The 24,314-nt window shown below is 66.8% G+C and carries 23 protein-coding genes; 3 read left to right on the top strand and 20 right to left on the bottom strand.

What is annotated here, in order from left to right; all coding sequences use genetic code 11:
- On the bottom strand, window positions 1-504 hold the full coding sequence (locus KZ686_RS07905; protein WP_149317904.1) for an Lrp/AsnC ligand binding domain-containing protein: 504 nt from the start codon (window positions 502-504) through the stop codon (window positions 1-3).
- A gap of 109 nt (window positions 505-613) precedes the next feature.
- Here KZ686_RS07905 and KZ686_RS07900 point away from each other — a divergent pair, with 109 nt between their 5' ends.
- On the top strand, window positions 614-1,906 hold the full coding sequence (locus KZ686_RS07900) for a D-amino acid dehydrogenase (protein ID WP_265632139.1): 1,293 nt from the start codon (window positions 614-616) through the stop codon (window positions 1,904-1,906).
- Window positions 1,907-2,029: 123 nt separating this feature from the next.
- Here KZ686_RS07900 and KZ686_RS07895 read toward each other — a convergent pair whose 3' ends face one another.
- The 8 genes from KZ686_RS07895 to KZ686_RS07860 all read right to left on the bottom strand — a co-directional run bounded on the left by KZ686_RS07895 (window position 2,030) and on the right by KZ686_RS07860 (window position 10,594).
- Window positions 2,030-3,814, bottom strand: coding sequence for an acyl-CoA dehydrogenase (locus tag KZ686_RS07895; RefSeq protein WP_265632138.1), 1,785 nt, complete (start codon window positions 3,812-3,814; stop codon window positions 2,030-2,032).
- Window positions 3,815-3,992: 178 nt separating this feature from the next.
- Entirely contained in the window at window positions 3,993-4,928 is a 936-nt protein-coding gene (locus KZ686_RS07890; protein WP_006577021.1) for an electron transfer flavoprotein subunit alpha/FixB family protein, read from the bottom strand.
- 20 nt (window positions 4,929-4,948) lie between these two features.
- Window positions 4,949-5,698: an electron transfer flavoprotein subunit beta/FixA family protein gene (locus KZ686_RS07885; RefSeq protein WP_053821326.1), complete on the bottom strand. Its 750-nt coding sequence runs from the start codon at window positions 5,696-5,698 to the stop codon at window positions 4,949-4,951.
- A gap of 266 nt (window positions 5,699-5,964) precedes the next feature.
- The gene (locus KZ686_RS07880) at window positions 5,965-6,762 is read right to left on the bottom strand and encodes a MetQ/NlpA family ABC transporter substrate-binding protein (RefSeq protein WP_149317901.1); all 798 of its coding nucleotides are present in this window, start codon (window positions 6,760-6,762) and stop codon (window positions 5,965-5,967) included.
- 101 nt (window positions 6,763-6,863) lie between these two features.
- On the bottom strand, window positions 6,864-7,517 hold the full coding sequence (locus KZ686_RS07875; protein WP_053821324.1) for a methionine ABC transporter permease: 654 nt from the start codon (window positions 7,515-7,517) through the stop codon (window positions 6,864-6,866).
- Complete coding sequence (locus tag KZ686_RS07870) at window positions 7,507-8,541, bottom strand: methionine ABC transporter ATP-binding protein (RefSeq protein ID WP_149317900.1); 1,035 nt, start codon at window positions 8,539-8,541, stop codon at window positions 7,507-7,509. Before KZ686_RS07870 ends, KZ686_RS07875 begins: the two co-directional genes overlap by 11 nt.
- Before the next feature lie 189 nt (window positions 8,542-8,730).
- Window positions 8,731-9,537, bottom strand: a complete 807-nt coding sequence (locus tag KZ686_RS07865; protein ID WP_265632134.1) for an enoyl-CoA hydratase — start codon at window positions 9,535-9,537, stop codon at window positions 8,731-8,733.
- A gap of 133 nt (window positions 9,538-9,670) precedes the next feature.
- On the bottom strand, window positions 9,671-10,594 hold the full coding sequence (locus KZ686_RS07860; RefSeq protein ID WP_149317898.1) for a histone deacetylase family protein: 924 nt from the start codon (window positions 10,592-10,594) through the stop codon (window positions 9,671-9,673).
- Window positions 10,595-10,792: 198 nt separating this feature from the next.
- On the opposite strand from KZ686_RS07860, the gene mltB reads away from it, so the two are divergent.
- Window positions 10,793-11,905 carry a lytic murein transglycosylase B gene (gene mltB / locus KZ686_RS07855; RefSeq protein WP_265633383.1) on the top strand — a complete coding sequence of 371 codons (1,113 nt, stop codon included), beginning with the start codon at window positions 10,793-10,795 and terminating at the stop codon, window positions 11,903-11,905.
- Window positions 11,906-12,066: 161 nt separating this feature from the next.
- Here the strand turns inward: mltB and cysM are convergent, their stop codons facing one another.
- The 11 genes from cysM to cmk form a co-directional block, all read right to left on the bottom strand.
- Window positions 12,067-12,969 (bottom strand): cysteine synthase CysM, encoded by a 903-nt coding sequence (cysM, locus tag KZ686_RS07850; RefSeq protein WP_149317896.1) that lies wholly within the window; start codon window positions 12,967-12,969, stop codon window positions 12,067-12,069.
- A 220-nt stretch (window positions 12,970-13,189) separates the two neighbouring features.
- Window positions 13,190-14,488, bottom strand: a complete 1,299-nt coding sequence (locus KZ686_RS07845) for a solute carrier family 23 protein (RefSeq protein WP_149317895.1) — start codon at window positions 14,486-14,488, stop codon at window positions 13,190-13,192.
- A 355-nt stretch (window positions 14,489-14,843) separates the two neighbouring features.
- Window positions 14,844-15,230 (bottom strand): ComEA family DNA-binding protein, encoded by a 387-nt coding sequence (locus KZ686_RS07840; RefSeq protein ID WP_149317894.1) that lies wholly within the window; start codon window positions 15,228-15,230, stop codon window positions 14,844-14,846.
- Between the two features lie 253 nt (window positions 15,231-15,483).
- Window positions 15,484-16,479, bottom strand: coding sequence for an ADP-glyceromanno-heptose 6-epimerase (gene rfaD, locus KZ686_RS07835; RefSeq protein ID WP_149317893.1), 996 nt, complete (start codon window positions 16,477-16,479; stop codon window positions 15,484-15,486).
- A 28-nt stretch (window positions 16,480-16,507) separates the two neighbouring features.
- Window positions 16,508-17,458 (bottom strand): D-glycero-beta-D-manno-heptose-7-phosphate kinase, encoded by a 951-nt coding sequence (gene rfaE1 / locus KZ686_RS07830; protein WP_149317892.1) that lies wholly within the window; start codon window positions 17,456-17,458, stop codon window positions 16,508-16,510.
- Window positions 17,459-17,509: 51 nt separating this feature from the next.
- Window positions 17,510-18,883 carry a UDP-glucose dehydrogenase family protein gene (locus KZ686_RS07825; protein WP_226108267.1) on the bottom strand — a complete coding sequence of 458 codons (1,374 nt, stop codon included), beginning with the start codon at window positions 18,881-18,883 and terminating at the stop codon, window positions 17,510-17,512.
- Between the two features lie 44 nt (window positions 18,884-18,927).
- The gene (lapB, locus tag KZ686_RS07820) at window positions 18,928-20,181 is read right to left on the bottom strand and encodes a lipopolysaccharide assembly protein LapB (protein ID WP_265633382.1); all 1,254 of its coding nucleotides are present in this window, start codon (window positions 20,179-20,181) and stop codon (window positions 18,928-18,930) included.
- Between the two features lie 3 nt (window positions 20,182-20,184).
- Window positions 20,185-20,508 carry a LapA family protein gene (locus tag KZ686_RS07815; RefSeq protein WP_149317889.1) on the bottom strand — a complete coding sequence of 108 codons (324 nt, stop codon included), beginning with the start codon at window positions 20,506-20,508 and terminating at the stop codon, window positions 20,185-20,187.
- Between the two features lie 333 nt (window positions 20,509-20,841).
- Window positions 20,842-21,375, bottom strand: coding sequence for an integration host factor subunit beta (locus KZ686_RS25500; RefSeq protein WP_149317888.1), 534 nt, complete (start codon window positions 21,373-21,375; stop codon window positions 20,842-20,844).
- Between the two features lie 39 nt (window positions 21,376-21,414).
- Window positions 21,415-23,109: a 30S ribosomal protein S1 gene (gene rpsA / locus KZ686_RS07805; RefSeq protein WP_149317887.1), complete on the bottom strand. Its 1,695-nt coding sequence runs from the start codon at window positions 23,107-23,109 to the stop codon at window positions 21,415-21,417.
- Window positions 23,110-23,276: 167 nt separating this feature from the next.
- Complete coding sequence (gene cmk, locus KZ686_RS07800) at window positions 23,277-23,951, bottom strand: (d)CMP kinase (RefSeq protein ID WP_149317886.1); 675 nt, start codon at window positions 23,949-23,951, stop codon at window positions 23,277-23,279.
- A gap of 117 nt (window positions 23,952-24,068) precedes the next feature.
- Here cmk and KZ686_RS07795 point away from each other — a divergent pair, with 117 nt between their 5' ends.
- Window positions 24,069-24,311 carry a DUF2061 domain-containing protein gene (locus KZ686_RS07795; protein ID WP_149317885.1) on the top strand — a complete coding sequence of 81 codons (243 nt, stop codon included), beginning with the start codon at window positions 24,069-24,071 and terminating at the stop codon, window positions 24,309-24,311.
- Window positions 24,312-24,314 lie beyond the last annotated feature (3 nt).

The following is a 24,314-nucleotide window of genomic DNA, read 5'->3' as shown; positions in this document are numbered from 1 at the left end:
TCATGCAGGCTGGCTCTTCTCGTCGACGGGAATGGCCAGCGTCTCCTTGATCTCTTCCATCACGACATAACTCTTGGACTGCGCGGCGCCCGGCAGTTGCAGCAGGATGTCGCCGAGCAGCCGGCGATACTCGCCGATCTCGCGGATGCGCGCCTTGATCAGATAGTCGAAGTCTCCGGACACCAGATGGCATTCCATCACCTCCGGAATGCGCAGCACCTCGCGCCGGAACTGCTCGAACATGTTGCCGGCCTTGTTGTTCAGCGTGATCTCCACGAAGACCAGCAGCGCGCTGCCCAGCAGGGCCGGATTCAGGCGCGCGTAGTAGCCCATGATGACACCGTCGCGCTCCATCCGCTTGACCCGCTCGATGCACGGCGTGATGGTCAGGCCGACCGCCTCGGCGAGGTCCTTCATCGAGATGCGGCCATCGGCCTGCAGCAGCGCCAGGATGCGGCGATCGAGGCGGTCAAGGCCGCGTACCGGTTGGCGGGTCGTTCTCATGAATTTTTCCTTTTTCTTGGAAATTTTCGGTAATTATGACTGGATTGATTCCAATACCATAGCGGATATACCTTCATACAATCGACATCCTGGTTGGGGTCCCATCGCAATGCGTGTTCTCGTTCTTGGCAGTGGCGTGATCGGCGTCACCAGCGCCTGGTATCTGGCCAGGGCCGGCCATGAGGTCACCGTGATCGACCGCGAAGCGGCGCCGGCGCTCGGCACCAGCTTTGCCAATGCCGGGCAGATCTCGCCCGGCTATGCCTCGCCGTGGGCGGCGCCCGGCGTGCCGCTGAAGGCGATCAAATGGATGTTCCAGCAGCACGCGCCGCTGTCGATCCGGCCCGATGGCACGCTGTTCCAGCTGCAGTGGATGTGGCAGATGCTGATGAACTGCGGCGCCGACCGCTACGCCGTCAACAAGGAGCGCATGGTGCGGCTGGCCGAATACAGCCGCGACTGCATCCGCGCGCTGCGCGCCGAAACCGGCATCGCCTACGAGGGCCGCCAGCAGGGCACGCTGCAGGTCTTCCGCACCGACGAGCAGCTCGAAGGCGCGGCCAAGGACATCGCCGTGCTCGAGGAAGCCGGCGTGCCCTATCAATTGCTGTCGCGCGAGGATCTCGCCGCGAGCGAACCGGCGCTGGCCGCCGTCAGCCACAAGCTGACCGGGGGCCTGCGCCTGCCCAACGACGAAACCGGGGACTGCCAGCTGTTCACCCAGCGGCTGGCGGCCATGGCCCAGGGTCTGGGCGTGCAGTTCCTGTACAACCGTTCGATCGACAGCCTGATGACGCAGGGCACCGCCGTGACCGGTGCCATCGTCGGCGGCGAGCCGATCTTCGCCGACGCCGTGGTGGTGGCGCTGGGCAGCTGGTCGACCCCGTTCATCAAGGACTTCGTGCGGATTCCGGTCTATCCGCTGAAGGGGTTCTCGATCACCGTGCCGATGACCGACGCGGCGCGCAGCCCGGTATCGACGGTGCTGGACGAGACCTACAAGGTGGCGATCACGCGCTTCGACGACCGCATCCGCGTCGGGGGCATGGCGCAGATCGTCGGTTACGACCGTTCGCTCGATCCGGCCAAGCGGCGCACGCTGGAACATGTGGTGACGGACCTGTTCCCCGGTGCCGGCGACGTGGCCCGTGCCTCGTTCTGGACCGGCCTGCGTCCGATGACGCCGGACGGCACGCCGATCGTCGGCCCCACCCCGGTCAAGGGGCTGTGGCTCAATACCGGCCACGGCACGCTGGGCTGGACCATGGCGTGCGGCTCCGGCAAGCTGCTGGCCGATCTGGTGTCCGGCGCCTCGCCCGCGATCCGCGCCGACGATCTGTCGGTGGCGCGCTATCTGCAGCAGCCCCATCGGCGTCCGGTGCCACGTCCCGCCACGGCATAAGGCTCCGGGCGTCAGCGTCCACGCGTAACGGGCGAGGCGCGCCGGGCGCAAGCCCGACGAAACGCCCCAACAAAAAAGACGGCCAGGCGGCCGTCTTTTTTGTTGCCTACACCTGCACTGCCGTCAGAACTGCGCCTCGCTCAACGCCAGCGCCGCCGGCGCACCCGACACGATGGCATCGCGAATGCCGCCGGCCTGCGACAGCACGTGTTCGGCGAAGAAATGCGCGGTCGCGATCTTGGCCTCGTGGAAGGCCGGATCTTCGGCACGGCGGGCATCGGCGGCCAGCATCGCGCGTCCGAGCTGCCAGCCCGAGAATACGATGCCGCACAGCTTCAGATAGGGCACGCTGCCGGCAAAGGCGGCGTTGGGATCGGTCTTGCCGTTGGCGACGATGAAGTCGATCGCCTGCTCCAGCGCGGCGCGACCCTTGGCCAGCTGCGCCTGCATCGCGGCGAACGGCGCGCCGCCGTGCGCGGCCAGCGCGGCCTCGGTCTCGGCAATGCGCGCGCAGATGCCGCGCGCCACGGCGCCGCCATCACGCACCGTCTTGCGGCCGACCAGGTCGTTGGCCTGGATCGCCGTGGTGCCCTCGTAGATCGGCAGGATGCGCGCGTCGCGATAGTGCTGCGCGGCGCCGGTCTCCTCGATGAAGCCCATGCCGCCGTGGACCTGCACGCCCAGGCTGGTCACATCGATCGACAGCTCGGTGCTCCAGCCCTTGATCACCGGCACCAGGAATTCGTAGAACGCCTGGTTCTCGCGGCGCACCGCTTCGTCGGGATGCTGGTGCGCTGTATCGCAGGCCGCCGCGCCGACATAGGCCAGCGCGCGCGCGCCTTCGGTCAGCGCGCGCATCGTCATCAGCATGCGCTTGACGTCGGGATGATGAATGATGGTGACCGCCTGCCGCGCCGACCCGTCGACGGGGCGGCTCTGCACGCGCTCGCGCGCATAGGCCACGGCCTGCTGATAGGCGCGCTCGGACACCGCGATGCCCTGCATGCCGACCGAGAAGCGGGCCGCATTCATCATGATGAACATGTACTCGAGGCCGCGGTTCTCCTCGCCGACCAGCGTGCCGATGGCGCCGCCATGGTCGCCGAACTGCAGCACCGCAGTCGGGCTGGCCTTGATGCCGAGCTTGTGCTCGATCGATACGCAGTGCACGTCGTTGCGCGCGCCCAGCGAGCCGTCCTCGTTGACCAGGAACTTCGGCACGATGAACAGCGAGATGCCCTTGACCCCTTCCGGCGCGTTCGGCGTCCTTGCCAGCACGAGATGGACGATGTTCTCCGCCATGTCGTGCTCGCCGTAGGTGATGAAGATCTTGGTGCCGAACAGCTTGTAGGTGCCGTCGCCCTGCGGCTCCGCGCGCGTGCGCACCGCGGCCAGGTCGGAGCCGGCCTGCGGCTCGGTCAGGTTCATCGTGCCGGTCCACTGGCCCGAGATCAGCCTGGGCAGGTAGGCCTGCCGCTGCGCGTCGCTGCCGGCGGTCAGCAGCGCCTCGATGGCGCCGTCGGTCAACAGCGGGCACAGCGCGAACGACAGATTGGCCGAGTTCAGCATCTCGTTGCAGGCGGTGGCGATCAGCTTGGGCAAGCCCTGGCCGCCGAATTCCTGCGGATGCAGCACGCCCTGCCAGCCGCCCTCGCCGAACTGGCGGAACGCGTCCTTGAAGCCGGGCGTGGTGGTGACCGCGCCGTCCTTCCAGCTGCTCGGCTCGATATCGCCGGTGCGGTTCAGCGGCGCGATCACCTGCTCGGTGAACTTGGCCGCCTCCTCGAGCACCGCCTGCGCGGTGTCGGCCGTCGCTTCCTCGAAGCCCGGCAATTGGCTGATGGCATCCAGCCCGGCCAGTTCGTTGATCGCGAACAGCATGTCCTTGAGCGGGGCGCGGTAGGTCATCGAAGTCTCCGTTATCGCAATGGGTCGCGGCAGTTGGCTGAGGGCGACCGTTCGATGCAGCGTATAAAAAAGCCGCTCGCGGGCGGGCCCGGAACGGCTTGTCTTGGCTTTTCTTTTTCTTGTGTCGGCTGGCTCGATCCTGCCGCGGCACCGGGCGGCGCCGCGGCAGGGCTGGCGATCAGCCCAGGGCCGCCACCAGCTCCGGCACCACGGTGTTCAGGTCGCCCACCAGGCCGTAGTCGGCGACCGAGAAGATCGGCGCCTCGGCGTCCTTGTTGATCGCGACGATCACCTTGGAGTCCTTCATGCCGGCCAGATGCTGGATCGCGCCCGAGATACCGACGGCGATATACAGCTGCGGCGCGACGATCTTGCCGGTCTGGCCGACCTGGTAGTCGTTCGGCACGAAGCCGGCGTCCACCGCGGCACGCGAGGCGCCCAGCGCGGCGCCCAGCTTGTCGGCCAGCGGGGTCAGCACCTTGGTGTAGTTCTCGCCCGAGCCGACGCCCCGGCCGCCCGACACGATGATCTTGGCGGCGGTCAGTTCCGGACGATCGCTCTTGGTCACTTCACGCGACACGAATTGCGAGATGCCGGCATCGGCCACGGCGGGCACGGTGTCGACCGAGGCCGAGCCGCCTTCCGCGGCGGCAGGATCAAACGCGGTGCCGCGCACGGTGATCACCTTGATCTTGTCCGACGACTTGACCGTGGCGATCGCGTTGCCGGCATAGATCGGGCGCTCGAAGGTGTCCGGGCCGTCGACCTTGGTGATGTCCGACAGCTGGGCCACGTCCAGCTTGGCGGCGACGCGCGGCAGCACGTTCTTGCCGTAGGCGGTGGCCGGAGCCAGGATGTGGCTGTAGTCGCTGGCGATCGCCAGCACCTGCTCGGCGACGTTCTCGGCCAGGCCTTCGCCGAAGTACGGCGCATCGGCCAGCAGCACCTTGGCGACGCCGGCGATCTTCGCGGCGGCTTCGGCGGCGGCCTGGGCGTTGGCGCCGGCAACCAGCACGTGGACGTCGCCGCCGCACTGGGCCGCGGCGGTCACGGTGTTCAGGGTCGCGCCCTTGATCGATTGATTGTCGTGTTCAGCAATGACGAGTGCAGTCATGTTCGTATCTCCTGGCGCGCTTAGATGACCTTGGCTTCGTTCTTGAGCTTCTGCACCAGCGTCGCGACGTCCGGCACCATCACACCCGCGCTGCGCTTGGGCGGCTCGACGACCTTCAGCGTCTGCAGACGCGGCGCCACGTCGACGCCCAGGTCTTCCGGCTTCACGGTTTCCAGCGGCTTCTTCTTGGCCTTCATGATGTTCGGCAGCGTGACGTAGCGCGGCTCGTTCAGGCGCAGGTCGGTGGTCACCACCGCCGGCAGCTTGACCGACAGCGTTTCCAGGCCGCCGTCGACTTCGCGGGTCACCGAGGCCTTGCCGTCTGCGATCACGACCTTCGAGGCGAAGGTCGCCTGCGGCAGGCCGGCCAGCGCGGCCACCATCTGGCCGGTCTGGTTGGAGTCGTCGTCGATGGCCTGCTTGCCCAGGATCACCAGCTGCGGCTGCTCCTTGTCGATCAGCGCCTTCAGCAGCTTGGCCACGGCCAGCGGCTGCAGGTCTTCGCTGCTCTCGACGAGGATGCCCCGGTCGGCGCCGATCGCCATCGCGGTGCGCAGCGTTTCCTGGCATTGCGCCACGCCGCAGGAGACCGCCACGACCTCGGTGGCCACGCCGGCTTCCTTCAAGCGGACCGCCTCTTCCACGGCGATCTCGTCGAACGGGTTCATGCTCATCTTCACGTTGGCCAGGTCGACGCCCGAGCCATCGGACTTCACACGGACCTTGACGTTGTAGTCAACCACGCGCTTGACTGCGACGAGTACTTTCATGCGCTCACTCCACTGATTGTCAGAAATTTGGTTCGCTCGCCATTATAACCACCGGGTCGGCGGCGCCCGGAATTTTCGAACGACCGTACTATTTTATAGGCAAAGAATTGCCGGGCATAGCCCGGCAGGCGATTTCGGTCGATGACTTCGCCGATCACTGAGCCGCTTGTTGACCGGTATTGTGCCGCAGAAAACCCTTCACGGCACAGACGTGACGGCCGGTTTCGAGGTTTTGTTCGATACCCGGCCGCACGTGCGGGGCCGGCTTACCAGGCCGTGATCACCGACTCCTTGAACGTCTTGGTGACGTAGTCCTTGATCTCCGGCGAGTGGTAGGCCTTGATCAGCTTGGCGACCCACGGCTTGTTCTTGTCGGCCTCGCGCACGGCGATCAGGTTGGCGTACGGACCCTTCGGACCTTCCATCGCGATCGCGTCCTTGGTCGGCGACAGGCCGGCCGATTCTGCGTAGTTGCCGTTGATCGCGGCGGCATCCAGGTCGTCCAGCGAGCGCGGCAGCTGCGCGGCGTCCAGTTCGACGATGCGGATCTTCTTCGGATTCGCGACGATGTCCAGCGGCGTGGCCTTCAGGCCGGCATCCGCACGCAGCTTGATCACGCCCTTGCTCTGCAGCAGCAGCAGGCCGCGGCCGCCGTTGGTCGGATCGTTGGGCACGCCGACGCGGGCGCCCTGCTTGAGCTGGTCCAGCGACTTGATCTTCTTCGAGTAGACGCCCATCGGGAACGTGACGGTGTAGCCGACGTTGGCGAACTTGTAGCCGCGGTCCTTCATCTGCGCCTCGAGATACGGCAGATGCTGATAGCTGTTGGCGTCGAGGTCGCCGGCGGCCAGCGCGGCGTTCGGCTGGATGTAGTCGCTGAACTCGACGACCTGGATATTGAGGCCATCCTTGGCGGCGACCTTCTTGACCTGTTCCATGATCTGGGCGTGCGGACCGCCGGTCACGCCGATCTTGATCGGCTTGTCCTGCGCCACCGCGGCGGTGGCGAGGCTGGCACCGAGCGCGGCGCCGATGATCCATTGCAGCAGGCTACGACGTTGCATGTCTGACTTCCTTTGCGATGCGTTCTGGGTTGAGTCTGGGATAAAGCAAAACGAAACGGGAAACGAAACGATACCGGCCGATGCCGATGCCGACGAGGCGCTCAGCGATGGCTGATCCGGCGGACCAGCCAGTCGCCGAAGCTCTGCACCGCCTGCACCAGCACGATCAGGATCAGCACCACCGCCACCATCACCTCGGTGATGTAGCGCTGGTAGCCATAGCGGATGCCGAGGTCGCCCAGGCCGCCGCCGCCGATCGCGCCGGCCATCGCCGAATAGCCGACCAGGCTGACGAAGGTGATGGTCAGGCCGGCGACGATGCCGGGCATGGCCTCGGGCAGCAGCACCTTCCAGACGATCTGGCCGGTGCTCGCGCCCATCGATTGCGCCGCCTCCACCAGGCCCTTGTCGACCTCGCGCAGCGCGCTCTCGACCAGCCGCGCGATAAACGGAATCGCCGCGATCGTCAGCGGCACCACCGCCGCCGCGGTGCCGATCGACGAACCGGCCAGGAAGCGGGTGAACGGGATCACCACCACCAGCAGGATGATGAACGGGATCGAGCGCACCGCGTTGACGACCACGCCGATCAGCCGGTTGAACAAGGGGTGCGCCAGCGGGCCGCCCCGGTCCGTCAGATGCAGCACCACGCCGAGCGGCACGCCAAGCAGCGCGCCGATCACGCCCGAGATGCCGACCATCACCAGGGTCTCGCCCAGCGAGGTCACAAACAGGTCGAACAGCTCAGACCACATGCTCGTATTCCTCCACCACCACGCCCTGCTCCTGCAGGAATGCCATTGCCGCCCGGACGTTCTCGGTCTCGCCGGTGGCCATGATGGCCAGCGAGCCGAAGGCCTGTCCCTGGATCTCGTCGATATGCCCGTGCAGGATGTTGAAATCCAGCCCGTAGCGGCGGATCGCCTGCGCCAGCACCGGCTGGTCGACGCCCTCGCCGGTGAACGCCAGACGGTAGACATGGTCGCGCCCGTTGCCGAGCCGGCTCTCGACGCGCTTGAGCACGCTCGGCGGCAGCTCCTGCGCGATCACGTCGCCGATCATCGCGCGCGTGACCGCGTGCTGCGGCCGCAGGAAGACATCGATGACCTGGCCCTGCTCGACCACGCAGCCGGCATCGAGCACCGCGACGCGATCGCAGACCTGCTTGATGACCTCCATCTGGTGCGTGATCATCACGATGGTCAGCCCCAGGTCGCGATTGATCTGCTTGAGCAGGTCGAGGATGGACCGCGTGGTTTCCGGGTCGAGCGCCGAGGTGGCCTCGTCCGACAGCAGCACCTTGGGCTTGCTGGCAAGGGCCCGCGCAATGCCGACGCGCTGCTTCTGGCCGCCGCTGATCTGCGCCGGATAACGGTCCTTCAGCGCCGACAGGCCCACCAGGTCCAGCAGCGGCAGCACCGTCGCGGCGATCTCGTCGCGGCTCTTGCCGGCGAGCTCCAGCGGCAGCGCCACGTTGTCATAGACGGTGCGCGAGGACAGCAGGTTGAAATGCTGGAAGATCATGCCGATGTCGCGGCGCGCCAGCCGCAGCGCGGACGAGTCCAGCGCGGTCAGATCCTGCCCGGCGACGATCACGCGGCCGGCGGTCGGACGGTTCAGCAGGTTGATGGCGCGCACCAGCGTACTTTTGCCGGCGCCGCTGCGGCCGATGATGCCGAAGATTTCGCCGGCCGCGATGGACAGGCTGACATCCCGCAAAGCGTGCACATCCCCGGTCGCACCGGGGAATCGCTGCGAGAGACCTTGCAGTTCGATCATGAGACAGAGCGAAAAGAAAACGGCAACAGCCGGGACGGGGTCTCCAGCGCTGCTGCCGCATTTATCGTTTTTGGATGTAACGGGCTATTTTAAGCGATCCGCTTCTTACCAGAAACGACTTTTTGCCGATGTCTTTAGACGAAAAGGGAATAAAGCCCCGTTTCCGAGTGCCGAGATGTCAACTCTGGATCAACCCGAACGCCAGGACGGCGGCCGCTTGTCGATGAATGCCTGCACGCCCTCCAGCGCCGATTCGTCCATCATGTTGCATGCCATGGTCTGCCCGGCAAGCTGATAGGCGGCCTCGACGCCCATTTCGAGCTGGCGGTAGAACAGCCCCTTGCCGGCCGCGATGGCTGCCGCCGGCTTGGCGCAGATGCTGGCGGCCAGCTTCGCCACCTTCCCATCCAGCTCGGCGGCCGGCACCACGCGATTGACCAGGCCGCGCGCCTGCGCCTCGCGGGCGCCGATCATCTCGCCGGTCAGCAGCATCTCCATCGCGTGCTTGCGATGCAGATTGCGCGACAGCGCCACGCCGGGCGTCGAGCAGAACAGGCCCAGGTTGACGCCCGACACCGCAAAGCGCGCGTCGTCGGCGGCCACCGCCAGGTCGCACATCGCCACCAGCTGGCAGCCGGCCGCGGTGGCGATGCCGTGCACGCGCGCGATCACCGGCTGCGGCATGCGCTGGATCGCCAGCATCATGCGCGTGCAGCGGTCGAACAGGCGGCGGTAGTAATCGTGCGAGGGCTGGGCGCGCATTTCGCGCAGATCGTGCCCGGCGCAGAAGGCGCGCCCCGCGCCGGCCAGCACCACGACCCGCACGGCGGGATCGGCGGCGATGCGGGTCAGCGCCTCGGTCACCGCGTCGATCAGCGCCTCCGACAACGCGTTGAAGGCGTCGGGACGTTGCAGCGTCAGGCGCAGCACGCCCGGGGCATCTTCGCTTTGCGCCAGCACCGCACTAGCGGCTTGGGCTTGTTCCGATTCGGCCATGATCGTCTCCTGGTCTGCTGTTGTCCTGCTGCGGTGGCGCTTGCTGGAATCCGCCTTGTCGAAACCGGCTTGTCGAAACCGCCGTGTTCAAACCGGCTCGTTGAAAACCCGCCCGTCGCTGGGCCGGCTCGCCCTAGCGCTCCAGCAGCACCTTCAGATGCGCCAGCACGCTGCGCCCCAGCGCGCTGAGGTTGTAGCCGCCTTCGAGGCAGCTGACGATGCGTCCCTGCGCGTGCAGCCGCGCCAGCGTCATCAGCTCGGCCGTGATCCACGCATAGTCCTGCTCGACCAGCCCCATCTGGCCGAGGTCGTCCTCGCGATGCGCGTCGAAGCCTGCCGAGATGAACAGCATCTGCGGACGGAAGGCCTGCAGCCGCGGCATCCAGATGGTCTCCACCACCTCGCGCACCGCCATGCCGTTGGTATAGGCCGGCAGCGGAATATTGGCCATGTTGTTGGCCACGTGCTCGGTGCCGCTGTACGGGTAGAACGGATGCTGGAAGAAGCTGCACATCAGCACGCGCTCGTCGCCGCGAAATGCGGCCTCGGTGCCGTTGCCGTGATGGACATCGAAGTCGATGATCGCCACGCGTTCGAGTCCGTGCGCGTCGAGCGCATGGCGGGCGGCAATGGCGACGTTGTTGTAGAAGCAGAAGCCCATCGCGCGATCGGGCTCGGCGTGGTGGCCCGGCGGCCGCACGCAGCAGAAGGCGTTCTCCAGCTCGCCGGCGATCACCGCGTCGGTGGCCGCCACCGCGGCGCCCGCCGCATGCGTGGCCGCCGCCAGCGTATGCGCGTTCATTGCGGTATCGGGATCGATCGCATGGTAGCCGCTGGCGGGACTGGCTTCGTGCAGCCCGTCGACATAGCCGGGCAGATGCACGCGCTCGATCTGCTCGCGGCTGGCCGCGGGCGCCTCGCGGCGGTCCAGCAGGCCGTCGATGCCGTGCGAGATCAGATGGTCTTCGATGGCGGTCAGGCGTTCCGGGCACTCGGGATGGAACTGCCCCATCTCGTGCAGCAGGAATTCGGGATGCGTGTAGTAGCCGGTCGGCATGGGAATTCGGCGCGTTTATCGAGGCGTTGTTGGGCGCGTGGCGGGCACTTCGTCGAGTGCGCCGCTGTCTCCATCCCCGTACGTTAGCACAGCGGATGGCCCGCAACGCGATGGCCGCTCGCGGCGCCGGTCGTATCGTTCCGTGATGTTTTGCGCCGGATGCGTCCGCTATACTCGGTCCGACTTGCAAAGGACACCATGACCGAACACACGCGTACCCTGCGCCGCCCTCTGCTGGGCGCCGCGCTCTGCTCCGTGGCGCTTGGCCTGTGCGGCGCCACCCCTTCGCTGCTGGCGGCCGGCAAGCGCCGCGTCAGCTTCCAGGAAGAAGAAATCGATCCCGGCCGCTATCGCAACGGCAGCAACCCGCAGGCGGCCGCCTTCATCGACGAGATGGTCGCGAAACACGGCTTCTCGCGCGCGACCCTGAACGACTGGTTTGGACAGGCGGTCTATTCGGCCACGGTGGCGCGCCTGATCATGCCGCCGGCCACGCCGGGCCGCAAAAGCTGGCGCGCCTACCGCTCGCGCTTCATCGAGCCGATCCGCATCAACGCCGGCGTTCGCTTCTGGGAGCAGCACCGCGACACGCTGCGCCGCGCCGAGACCGAGTTCGGCGTGCCCGCCTCGGTGATCGTCGGCATCATCGGCGTCGAGACGATCTACGGACGCGACATGGGCAGCTTCCGCGTGCTGGACTCGCTGTCGACGCTGGCCTTCGATTATCCCGATACGCCGAACCGCGCCAGCCGCTCGGCACTGTTCCGCGCGCAGCTGCAGGACTACCTGCTGTGGTGCCGCGAGACCCGTACCGATGTGTTCTCGGTGCTGGGCTCGTACGCCGGCGCGATCGGCATTCCGCAGTTCATGCCGACCAGCCTGCGCGAATACGCGACCGACTACGATCGCGATGGCCACATCGACCTGCGCAACAGCCCGGTGGACGCGATCGGCAGCGTCGGCCGCTTTCTGCAGCTGCACGGATGGGAAGCGGGCCGGCCGGTGGTGTGGCGGCTGGCGCAGGACGAAGGCAGCCGCGGCATCGCGGCGGCGGCGGCCGACGGCGAACCGTGGCCGACGCGCACGCTCAATCAGCTGACGCGCGCCGGGCTGCGGCTGGACGAGCCGATCGACGCGGCGCGCGAAGGCGAGACCGGGGTGCTGGTGGTGGACCTGCCGACGCCCGATGCGCCGACCGAGTACATGCTCGGATTGCGCAACTTCTATGTGCTGACGCGCTACAACCGCAGCTTCTTCTACGCGCTGGCGGTCTATCAGCTGGGCGAGGCCGTCAAGGCCGCGATGATGTAAGGACCGATCGATCCGGCCGGCGCTGCTGTGGTTTCAGCAGGCAGCGCCGGCGTTCATCGGCTGGGGTTCATGACGCAGGTTCGTTGACCCGCGTTCATTGCCCCGGATGATTGCCCGGGATTCATGCCCCGGGTTCATGCCCCGGGTTCATTGACCCAGGTTCAGGCGGGGAAGACGCCGGTCGACAGATAGCGGTCGCCGCGGTCGCAGACCACGAACACGATGGTCGCGTCGCGGACTTCTTCCGCGATCCGCAGCGCGACGCACAGCGCGCCGGCGGCCGAGATGCCGCAGAAGATGCCTTCCTCGCGCGCCATGCGGCGGGCCATGTGTTCGGCGTCGGCCTGGCTGACCGGCTCGGTGCGGTCGATGTAGCGCGCATCGTAGATCTTCGGCATATAGGCTTCCGGCCATTTGCGGATGCCCGGAATGCGCGAGCCTTCGGCCGGTTGCGCGCCGATGATCTGGATCGCCGGATTCTGTTCCTTCAGATAGCGCGACACGCCCGTGATCGTGCCGGTGGTGCCCATCGCCGAAACGAAATGCGTAACGCGGCCTTCGGTGTCGCGCCAGATCTCGGGACCGGTGGTCTCGTAGTGGGACTGCGGATTATCGGGATTGGCGAACTGGTCGAGGATGACGCCCTTGCCGTCGCGCTCCATCGAATCGGCCAGGTCGCGCGCGTATTCCATGCCGCCCTTGACCGGGGTCAGGATGATCTCGGCACCGTAGGCCGCCATGCTCTGGCGGCGCTCCACGCTCAGGTCCTCCGGCATGATCAGCACCATCTTGTAGCCGCGGATCGCGGCTGCCATCGCCAGCGCGATGCCGGTATTGCCGGACGTCGCTTCGATCAGCGTGTCGCCGGGCTTGATGCGGCCGCGCGCTTCGGCACGCGCGATCATCGACAGCGCGGGCCGGTCCTTGACGGAGCCAGCCGGATTGTTGCCTTCGAGCTTGCCCAGAATCACATTGCCACGCTCGGCGTTGGCGGCTCCGGGAATACGCTGCAATTGCACCAGCGGCGTATTGCCGATGGTGTCTTCGATCGTCTTGTAGGCCATGATGGGGCGAGTCCAAATGTCGGCGCCCATTGTAATGCAGTCGTCATGACCCTGCCGCCGGCGGGGCGGCGGGCGGTGCAAGCACTGCCAGAACGGCGAAGGGCTGCGGCGCTGGGAGGCAGCGAGGCAGCGAGGCAGCGAGGCAGCGAGGCAGCGAGGCAGCGAGGCAGCGAGGCAGCGAGGCAGCGAGGCAGGATCGCCCGCCCCGCTGCCAGGTTCCTCAGACGCGCGTGCGGCCCTTGCCGAGCAGGTGGTACAGCAGGATCGCGCCGAAGGTGGCGGTGCCGATGCCGCCCAGCGTCATGCCGCCGAAGCGCAGCGTCAGGTCGCCGGCCGCAACCGTCAGCGTGGCGCCGACGGTGATCAGGTTGCGCGAATCGGAGAAGTCGACGCGGTTCTCGACCCAGATCCGGCCCGCGGTAGCGGCGATCAGGCCGAACACCACGATGGTCAGGCCGCCGATCACCGGGCCCGGAATGGTCAGGATCAGCGCACCGAACTTGGGCGAGAAGCCGAGCAGGATCGCCACCAGCGCGGCCACCACGAAGATCAGCGTCGAGTAGATCCGGGTCACCGCCATCACGCCCATATTCTCGGCATAGGTGGTCACACCGGTACCGCCGCCGGCGGCCGACAGCATCGTCGCGACGCCGTCGCCGATAAAGGCGCGGCCGATATACGGGTCCAGATTGCGGCCGGTCATCACGCCGATCGCCTTGATATGGCCCAGGTTCTCCGCCACCAGCACGATCGCCACCGGCGCGATCAGCAGCATCGCGTTCAGTTCGAACACCGGCGTGGTAAAGGCAGGCAGGCCGAACCAGCTGGCGCTGGCGACGCCGGAGAAGTCGATCGGCTTGCCCAGGCCGAACGCATTGGCGCACACCCAGTAGGCCAGATAGCCGATCAGCCCGCCGATCAGCACCGGCAGCCGGCCGATCATGCCGGGCGCGCGCACCGCCACCAGCCCGACGGCGACCACGGTCAGCAGGCCGATCCAGGTATCGAGCGCGGCCGCGCTGACCGCCTTGACCGCGACCGGCGCGAGATTCAGCCCGATCGCGGCGACGATGGCACCGGTCACCACCGGCGGCATCAGCCGTTCGACCCAGCCATAGCCGGCGGCCTGCACCACCAGGCCGATCACGGTGTAGAGCAGGCCGGCGGCGATGATGCCGCCGAGCGCCAGCGGAATATTCGGATTCGGGCCGCTGCCGGCATAGCCGGTGGCCGCGATCACGACGGCGATGAAGGCGAAGCTGGAACCGAGATAGCTGGGCACGCGGCCGCGCACGCACAGGAAGAAGATCAGCGTGCCGATGCCCGAGAACAGGATGGCGATATTGGGATTGAAGCCCATCAGGATCGGCGCGATCGCGGTCGAGCCGAACATCGCCACCACGTGCTGGATGCCGGCCAGCACGGTCTGCCCGGTGGGCAGCCGTTCATCCGGCGCAATCACGCCCTCGGTCTTCAGTGTCCAGCGCGGCAGGAATCCCGCCTCGTCGCCATTCGCCATCGTTCAGCTCCCGTTCTGAGGTGGCCGCTGGCGCGCCGCGCCCGGCCGTTCTTGGTGATGTGTTGGTGATGTGTTGTGGCCGGCAGGGCTTGCCGCACGCCGCGGCGTGCGCCCCCGGTGGCTCCCGGACCGCGCATCGCGCGCCGCCAGCCCCTTCCCTCCCCAAGGAGAGACGAACGAGGCGCCCTGCCGCAGCGCCCGCATCATACTCCCTGGCCCAGGGCCTGCGAAGCGCCACGGCGTCCGATCAGTGGCGCTGACCGGCCGCGTCGCGACATCGCCACGCCGCTGATGCGCTAGCACGAGCCATACCAGCACGGGCCGGCAGCATGGACTGAGGGCGCCGCCAGGCCGCTCAGTGCGCGGCCTTGTTCGTCTTGCCGGAACCCTTGCCGGCGGGCGAGACTGCCGCCGCCGTCGGCGCGGCGGCGGTCTGCTTGCCTCCCTTCGCCGCGGGCAGCGCCCCGCCCCGGCCGATGTTCAGCCCCTCGTTCTGCAGACGCACCACCGACTTCGGCCCCAGGCCCTTGACCCGCTCGGCCAGATCGTTGGCGTCCTTGAATGCGCCCTGCTTGCCGCGCTCCTCGACGATCCGGCGCGCCATCGCCGGTCCGATTCCCTTGACCGAGGTCAGCGCCGCCTCGTCGGCACTGTTGACGTCGACAGCGGCCAGCGCGCTGCCGGCCAGCGCCATCGACATGCCAAGACAGCACGCCAGCGCCAGCAAGGTTTGCTTGATCATGAACAGGCTCCTTCTCCGGTAACCGGAGTTCGGCTTCGTTGGCGATGCCCGGACGGGCATGCCGCCCCGCCGTCGCGACGGGGTAGGCCGAGAATAAGAGCGAGGGGAACAGTCGGCGCGCCGCGCAACAAATGTTGACGCGATTTGGCCGGAAAGCGCGGCGCCGGTTTGCGGCGATACGACAGGGAGGAAGCGGCCGCGGGGAGATCGGCGGCCGCGCGGGCTTCAGCGTGCGGGCTTCACTTGCCCAACTTCAGCCGCCGCGCTCGAGCAGCCAGCGGCAATAACGCGCCACGCCTTCCTCGACCGTATAGAACGGCGCGGTATAGCCGGCGCCGCGCAGGCGCGACACATCCGACTGCGTGAAGCACTGGTACTTGCCGCGCAGCGCGTCGGGGAACTTGATGTATTCGATCAGCCCTTCCTGCTCCATCTCCTCCAGCGTCAGTGGCGGCTTGCCTTCGGCGCCGCGCAGCGTGTTGACCACGGTGGTCGCGATGTCGTTGAACGGCTGCGCGCGTCCGGTGCCGAGATTGAAGATGCCGGACTTCTCGGGATGGTCCAGGAAGAACAGGTTGACCTTGACCACGTCCTCGACCGAGACGAAGTCGCGGCTGTGCCCGCCGGGGCCATAGCCGCCGTATTCGCCGAACAGCTTGACGGTGCCGTCCGCGCGGAACTGGTTGAAGTTGTGGAAGGCCACCGACGCCATGCGGCCCTTGTGGCCCTCGCGCGGACCGTAGACGTTGAAGTAGCGGAAGCCCACGATCTGCGAGTGCGCATTTGGCAGCGTGCGCCGCACCAGCTGGTCGAACAGGAACTTCGAGTAGCCGTAGACGTTCAGCGGCTTCTCGTATTCGCGGTCTTCCTTGAAGGTTTGCGAGGCGCCGTAGGTGGCCGCCGACGAGGCATAGAGAAACTGCACGCCCTGCTCCAGGCACGCTTCCATCAGCGCCTTGGAGTAGCGGTAGTTGTTCTCCATCATGTAGCGGCCGTCGGTCTCCATCGTGTCCGAACAGGCGCCCTCATGGAAGATCGCGCGGACCTTGCCGAATTCGCCGCGCGCGAAGCGGTCCAGGAAGTCGGTCTTGTCCAGGTAGTCGGCGATCTCGCAATCGACCAGGTTGTGGAACTTGTCGGCGCGGGTCAGGTTGTCGACCGCGATGACGTTGTTCTCGCCGCGCTCGTTCAGCCCCTTGACGAGGTTGCTGCCGACGAAACCGGCGGCGCCGGTGACGATGATGGTCATGGTGAATCCAGCAGTGATAGGAGGCGCGTCAGCCTTGCGCCGCGCCGAACAATTCGGGATAGCTGACCACGGCCGTGCCCAGCTTGCCGACCACGATGCCGCCGGCGCGATTGGCATGCTGCACCGCTTCCTTCAGCGGAATGCCGGCGCCCAGCATGGTGGCCAGCGTCGCGATCACGGTATCGCCGGCGCCCGACACGTCGTAGACCTCGCGCGCCTGCGCGGAGACGTGCAGCACTTCGGCCTCGGTGTACAGCGTCATGCCTTCCTCGGAGCGCGTCAGCAGCAGCGCTTCCAGTTGCAGCGCGCGGCGCAGGTTCTGCGCGCGGATGGTCAGGTCGGCCTCGGTCTTCCAGGCGCCGACCACATGGCGCATCTCCGCGCGGTTCGGCGTGATCAGCGTGGCGCCGCGATAGCGCGAGTAGTCGTCGCCCTTGGGGTCGACCAGCACCATCTTGCCGGCGGCGCGGCCGCCTTCGACCATGCGCGACACATGGGTCAGGCCGCCCTTGCCGTAGTCGGACAGCACCAGCACCTGGTAGTCGCCGATCAGTGCCTGGAAACGGTCCTGCACCGACAGCAGCACCTCGTGCGCCGGCGGATTCTCGAAGTCCACGCGCAGCAGCTGCTGCTGGTGCGCGACCACGCGCAGCTTGATGGTGGTATTGACGCTGCGGTCTCGGTAGAGAAACGGCTGGACGTGTTCCGCGGTCAGCAGGTTCTCCAGCATGCTGCCGGGTTCGTCGTCGCCGACCACGCCGAGCATGCCGACCGACGCGCCCAGCGCGGCGGCGTTGCGCGCCACGTTGGCGGCGCCGCCCAGGCGTTCCTCGCTGCGCTTGACCTGCACCACCGGGACCGGGGCCTCCGGCGAAATCCGTTCGACATCGCCGAACCAGTAGCGGTCCAGCATCATGTCGCCCACCACCAGGATGCGCGATTGCTGGATCTGTTCGCGAGAGATCGGGTTCCTGTTCATGAGCTTCCTTTTGGCCGGCGCGCCGCTCGGCGGCCGCACCGGCATGTTGCGTCAGGCCGCCGCCGCGGGCCGGCCGATCGCGTGATATTCGATACCGGCCTCCTGCATCGCGGCCGGTTCATACAGATTGCGCCCGTCGAACACGACCGGCGTCTTCAGCCGCCGCCGGATCTGCGCGAAGTCCGGGCTGCGGAACACCTTCCATTCGGTGACGATCGCCAGCGCGTCGGCGCCGTCCAGCGTCTCCATCTGCGCGTCGCAGAAGGTCACGCGGTCGAAGCCGCCCTCGATCCCGGCCAGGTCCTGCGCCAGCGCGCGCCGCGCCTCCTGCATCGCGACCGGATCGTGCACCCGCAGCGACGCGCCGCGCGAGACCAGATCGCGCGCCAGCACTCGCGACGGCGCCTCGCGCATGTCGTCGGTATTCGGCTTGAACGCCAGGCCCCAGATCGCGAAGGTGCGCCCGCTCAGGTCCTCGCCGAAGCGCCGCACGACCTTGTCGCCGAGCACGCGCTTCTGCGCGTCGTTGACCGCCTCGACCGCCTCCAGCACGCGCATCGGCTTGCCGCTCGCGGCCGCCGTGCGCATCAGCGCCTGCACGTCCTTCGGAAAGCACGAACCGCCGTAGCCGGCACCGGCATAGAGGAAACTGTAGCCGATCCGCGGATCGGAGCCGATGCCGAGCCGCACCAGCTCGATATCCGCGCCGACCTCGTCGGCCAGGTTGGCCAGCTCGTTCATGAACGAGATCCGCGTCGCCAGCATCGAGTTGGCCGCGTACTTGGTGAACTCGGCCGAGCGCACGTCCATGTAGAAGGTGCGCTCGTGATTGCGGTTGAACGGCGCGTACAGCGCCCGCATGATCGCCTTGGCATGGCGGCCGGCGGCGTCGTTGTTGCAGCCGAGCACGATGCGATCGGGGCGCATGAAGTCCTCGACCGCGGCGCCCTCCTTCAGGAATTCGGGATTGGAGACCACCGAGAACTGCAGGTCCTCGAGCCCGCGCTTGGCCAGTTCCTCGCGGATCGCCGCCGCCACGCGGTCGCCGGTGCCGACCGGCACGGTCGACTTGTCGACCACGATCTTGAAGCCCGTCATGTGCCGGCCGATATTGCGCGCGGCCGCCAGCACGTATTGCAGGTCGGCCGAGCCGTCCTCGTCGGGCGGCGTGCCGACCGCGATGAACTGCACGTCGGCATGGTCGACCGCGGCGGCGACGTCGGTGGAGAACACCAGCCGTCCGGCTTCGCGGTTGCGCTGGATCAGGTCCTTCAGGCCGGGCTCGTAGATCGGCACGCCGCCATCGTTGAGCAGCGCGATCTTCTCTTCATCGACGTCGAGGCAGAACACATCGTTACCCAGCTCGGCGAGACAGGCGCCGGTGACCAGGCCGACATAACCGCTGCCGATGATGGTGACTTTCATGAGGACGACTCCGTGAGACGGGGCGGATCAGGCTGGACGCGGACTCAGCCGAGCGCTTCGGTGCGCCGCGGCGCGTAGGATTCCCAGCGGTTGCAGCCGGGGCACTGCCAGTAGAACAGGCGGGCGCGGAAGCCGCACTCGCGGCAGGTGTAGCGCGCCAGGTTGCGGGTGCGCAGCTGCAGCAGGTCGCGGATCGCGGCGTCTTCCTGCGTGGTGGCATCGGCGGTGGTCGCATCGGCGTTGGCGTTGGTCGCGTCCGCGGCGGGCGCGCCATTGCCTTCGGCGACGTCCGCTGTCGCGGGCGCCGGCGCGGCCAGCGCGGCACGCGCGTCGAAATAGCGGGTCAGCGCCTGCAGCGACGGCTGGCGGCGCAGCTGCTCGCGCATCAGCGCGGCGGCGGCCGCCGGGCCGGCCAGTTCCAGTTCGGTGCGATAGGCGGTATCGAGCAGTTCGGGGGCAAGACCCGTCTTCAGCAGCCCGCGCAGCCATTCGAGTGCCTTGCCCTGTTCGCCCAGGTCGCGATACGCCTTGACCACGCGATCGGCCACCAGCGGCAGGTAGCTGGCGTCCTGGCGCTCGATGCCGAGCCAGTGACCCAGCGCCGCGCCGAGATCGCCCGACGCCATGGCGACGTCGCCCAGCAGGATCGGTGCGCGCACATTCTTCGGATTCTCGCGCAGCGCCTGCTCGAGCCAGCCGATCGCCTCGTCGGCTTGCTTGCGCTGCAGCGCGTCCTGCGCCAGCTCGCAGCAGAACTGCGCGATCTGCACGCTGTAGTCCTGCTGGGTCGCACTCTGCAGCTCGCGCGCGGCGTCGATCGCCTTGCGCCATTCCTTCTCGACCTCGTACAGCTCCAGCAGCACGCGCTTGGCCGATGCGGCATAGGGACCCGACATCAGCGCGCGCAGCGCGTCCTCGGCGCGGTCCAGCAGGCCGGCGCGCAGATAGTCCTGGCCCAGTTCGTACAGCGCATGCTCGCGCTCGGTGTCGGGCAGATCGGGACGCGTGGCCAGGTTCTGGTGCACGCGGATCGCGCGCTCGGTCTCGCCGCGGCGGCGGAACAGCGCGCCCAGCGCGAAATGCAGTTCGGTGGTTTCGGGATCGAGCCGCGCGACCTCGATGAAGGCATCGATGGCCTTGTCCGGCTGCTCGTTGAGCAGGAAGTTCAGGCCCTTGAAATATGAGCGCGGCAAGGCGCCCTGCTCGCTGATCGCCTGCCGCAGGTCGAGGCGGGCCGCCATCCAGCCGAGCCCGAATACGAGCGGAAGGGCGAGCAGCCACCAGGTTTCAAAATTCATTGCTTAGACTTTCGGGCCGATTACGTTGTAAGGCGCCACGGCCTTGGAAGTCGACGCGCCGGCGCCATCGTCGACCGGCGTGCGTGCATTGCCGACCGCACGGCGCAGCCGGGCGATCTCCAGCCGCTGGCGCATCAGGCTGGGCGCCACCGAGATCAGTGCGGCCAGCGCGCCGAGCACGAAGGCGGCGAGCAGGATCAGAATCAGGGGCGCGCGCCAGACCGCATCGAAGAACAGCTGCAGCGACACATCGGCGGTATTGCGCAGGGCGAGCACGAACAGCAGCGCGAACAGGACGATACGGATAATCCAGGCGACAAGTTTCATGCGATTGACGAGGTGTCTGCGGCGGCGTGGCGGCGAAATGGCGAAGAAGGCGAAGAAGCGTCCGTGCGCGCGCCGGCTGTCGATATCCGAATGGCCAGCCGGCCGCGGGCGGCGGTTCCCCGGCATTGTAGCGGAATCGATTGGCGCACACGGCGCGATCAGGCCTGGCGATGCGGGCAATTTTCGGCGTCTCGTCGCGATACGGAAAGGTCACTCAGACCAGCCCGCCAGTGCCGCGGTTCCGTGCCTCGCCATGCGACGGGCATAAAAAAAGCGCTCCTTGCGGAGCGCTTTTCGATTTCCTCGCCGCTTCGTTGCCGAAGCCGCTGGAATTCAGGACTGCGCCAGATTCAGGCCGGAGCCTTCCTGCTGGACGCCGGTCATCGCGGTGCCTTGCGTCAACGAACCGGTCAACGAACCGGACAACGAACCGCGTTCGCCGCCCAGCGGGGCATGCCCATTGGCGGCGCCGCCGCCATTGCCGTTCAGCCCCAGCGCGGTGCCGTCGACACCGTTGCCATTGGCACCGTTGCCGCCGTTGCCGTTGACACCGTGATCGCCGTTACCGCTGCCGTTGCCGGCCGCCGGATTGCGATCGACCCGCTCACGCAACTCCTTGCCCGCCTTGAAGTGCGGTACCCGTTTCTCGGGCACCAGCACCCGCTCGCCGGACTTGGGATTGCGCCCCACGCGCGGCGGCCGGCGATTCAGGCCGAAGCTGCCGAACCCGCGGATTTCGATGCGATGGCCATCGGCCAGCGCATCGGACATCGCGTCGAGGATCGTTTTCACCGAGATGTCCGCGTCCCGCAGCAGCAACTGCGGAAAGCGGGCAGCCAGCTTTTCGACGAGCTCGGACTTGGTCATGGCATCCGCGCGTGAGTTGGACGGTCGCGATGGACGCGATTACTGGTTGTCCTGGCCCAGCTTGGCCTTCAGCAGCGCGCCCAGGTTGGTCGTGCCAGCCGTGCCGGTGTCGGCCTGGAACTTCTGCAGGGCTTCCTGCTGCTCCGCCGAGTCCTTGGCCTTGATCGACACGTTGATGTTGCGCGACTTGCGATCGATGTTGACGATCACCGCCGTCACCTGCTCGCCTTCCTTCAGCACGTTGCGGGCATCCTCGACACGGTCGGCCGAGATTTCCGAGGCGCGCAGATAGCCTTCGACGTCGTCGGCCAGCTGGACCACGGCACCCTTCGGGTCGACGGTCTTGATCGTCGCGGTGACGATCGAGCCCTTGTCATTGGCCGAGATGAAGTTGTTGAACGGATCGCCCGACAGCTGCTTGATGCCCAGCGAGATGCGTTCCTTGTCGACATCGATGCCCAGCACCACGGCCTCGACTTCGTCGCCCTTCTTGTACTTGCGCACGGCCTCTTCGCCCGACTCTTGCCAGGACAGGTCCGACAGGTGCACCAGGCCGTCGATGCCGCCCGGCAGACCGATGAACACGCCGAAGTCGGTGATCGACTTGATCTGGCCGGTCAGCTTGTCGCCCTTCTTGTGGTTGCGGCTGAAGTCGTCCCACGGATTGGCCTTGCACTGCTTCATGCCCAGGCTGATACGACGCTTGTCTTCGTCGATATCCAGCACCATGACTTCGACTTCGTCGCCCAGCTGGACAACCTTGGACGGGGCCACGTTCTTGTTGGTCCAGTCCATTTCCGACACGTGCACCAGGCCTTCGATGCCGGCTTCGATCTCGACGAACGCGCCGTAGTCGGTCAGGTTGGTGACCTTGCCGAACAGGCGGGTGCCTTGCGGGTAGCGGCGCGAGATGCCGACCCACGGATCTTCGCCCAGCTGCTTGACGCCCAGCGAGACGCGGTTCTTCTCCTGGTCGAACTTGAGGATCTTGGCGGTGATTTCCTGGCCAACCGACAGCACTTCGCTCGGATGGCGAACACGGCGCCATGCCAGGTCGGTGATGTGCAGCAGACCGTCGATGCCGCCCAGGTCGACGAACGCACCGTAGTCGGTGATGTTCTTGACGATGCCGTTGACGATGGCGCCTTCCTTCAGGGTTTCCATCAGCTTCTGGCGCTCTTCGCCCAGGGTCGCTTCCACCACGGCGCGGCGCGACAGCACCACGTTGTTGCGCTTGCGATCCAGCTTGATGACCTTGAATTCCAGGGTCTTGCCTTCGTACGGCGTGGTGTCCTTGATCGGACGGACATCGACCAGCGAACCCGGCAGGAACGCGCGGATGCCGTTGACCATCACGGTCAGGCCGCCCTTGACCTTGCCGGTCACGGTACCCGAGATGATTTCGCCGTCTTCCAGCGCCTTCTCGAGGTTCAGCCACGATGCCAGGCGCTTGGCCTTGTCGCGGGACAGGATGGTGTCGCCATAGCCGTTCTCGAGCGCGTCGATGGCCACGGAAACGTAGTCGCCGGCCTGCACTTCGAGTTCGCCCTGGTCGTTCAGGAACTCCTCCACCGGGACGAAGGCTTCAGACTTCAGGCCGGCGTTGACGACCACGAAATTGTGGTCGATGCGCACGACTTCGGCCGAAATCACCTCGCCAGCCTTCATATTGGAGCGGGCGACGGATTCCTCGAACAGTGCGGCAAAGGATTCGTTGTTTTGCAGGTCGGACATAAACGTAAGTTAGCAATCCGCAATACCGTGGCCGGCGCGACGATCACGCTCAGTCTGCCAGGGCAGCGGGGTCAGGTTGAACCATGCCGGCGGCCCGTTCCGCCTGCGGACGCGTTCGTTGTCGCGTTCGCTGCGGCCGGCTGCCGGCGCCCGATGGCGCGGCGCGGTCACCCCTGGGTCAGCGGACCCAGTTCGGCGTGCCACGCCAGCACCTGCGCCACCGCCTGATCCACCGTCATGTCGGAGGTATCGAGCAGTCGCGCATCTTCCGCGGGACGAAGCGGGGCGGCGGCACGGGAACGGTCCCGCGCGTCGCGTGCTTCCAAATCACGCAAAAGGTTTTCGATACTAGCAGAAATTCCCTTATCAATCAATTGTTTATAGCGCCTGCGGGCGCGTGCCTCGACGCTTGCGGTCAGGAACACCTTCAGGCGCGCGTCCGGGAAGATCACGGTGCCCATGTCGCGGCCGTCGGCCACCAGGCCGGGCAGCTTGCGGAAGCCCCGCTGCAGTGCCGTCAACGCATCGCGGACCGGCTGATGGACCGCCAGCGCCGAAGCCCGGTTGCCGATCGCCTCGGCGCGGATGGCCAGGCTCACCTCTTCGCCCGACAGCCAGACCCGATCCGGACCAAACTTGACATCGAGGCGACCCGCCAGGTTTGCAAGGGCCGGCACGTCGGACGCGTCGATGCCGGCGCGTTCGCTGGCCAGCGCCACCAGACGGTACAGCGCCCCGCTGTCGAGCAGATGGAAGCCCAGCGCGTCGGCGACCTTGTGCGCCACGGTTCCCTTGCCGGAGGCCGTTGGCCCGTCGATGGTGACGACTTCAGCGATAGTCATTTCTTATCAAGACAAAAGCAACGATCAATTTCTCGATCTAATTGAGAACCATTATCATTCTTCCATCGGTAGGGAGCGTCGATCGGCGGCTCCCGCAGACCAACGAGGCAATCTACCATGGCAAAAACCCTGTCGTTCGGCATCATGCACCTCGGCATCGCGTTCAGCGTGACCTATGCGCTGACCGGCAGCATTGCCATCAGCGGTGCCGTCACCTTCATCGAACCGGCCGTCAACACGGTGGCCCACTACTTCTTCGACCGTTACTGGGAGCAGCGCGAACGGCGCAAGGCAGCACAGGCGGACGCGCCGGCCGATGCCGGGCGTGACAGCGGGATGGCGATGGCGCCGGCGCAATAGGCC

It is taken from the genome of Cupriavidus cauae (assembly GCF_026210475.1).
GTDB classification, from domain to species: Bacteria; Pseudomonadota; Gammaproteobacteria; order Burkholderiales; family Burkholderiaceae; genus Cupriavidus; species Cupriavidus cauae.
Note: the sequence above shows the minus strand (reverse complement) of the source record. Positions and strands in the feature narration are given on the sequence as shown.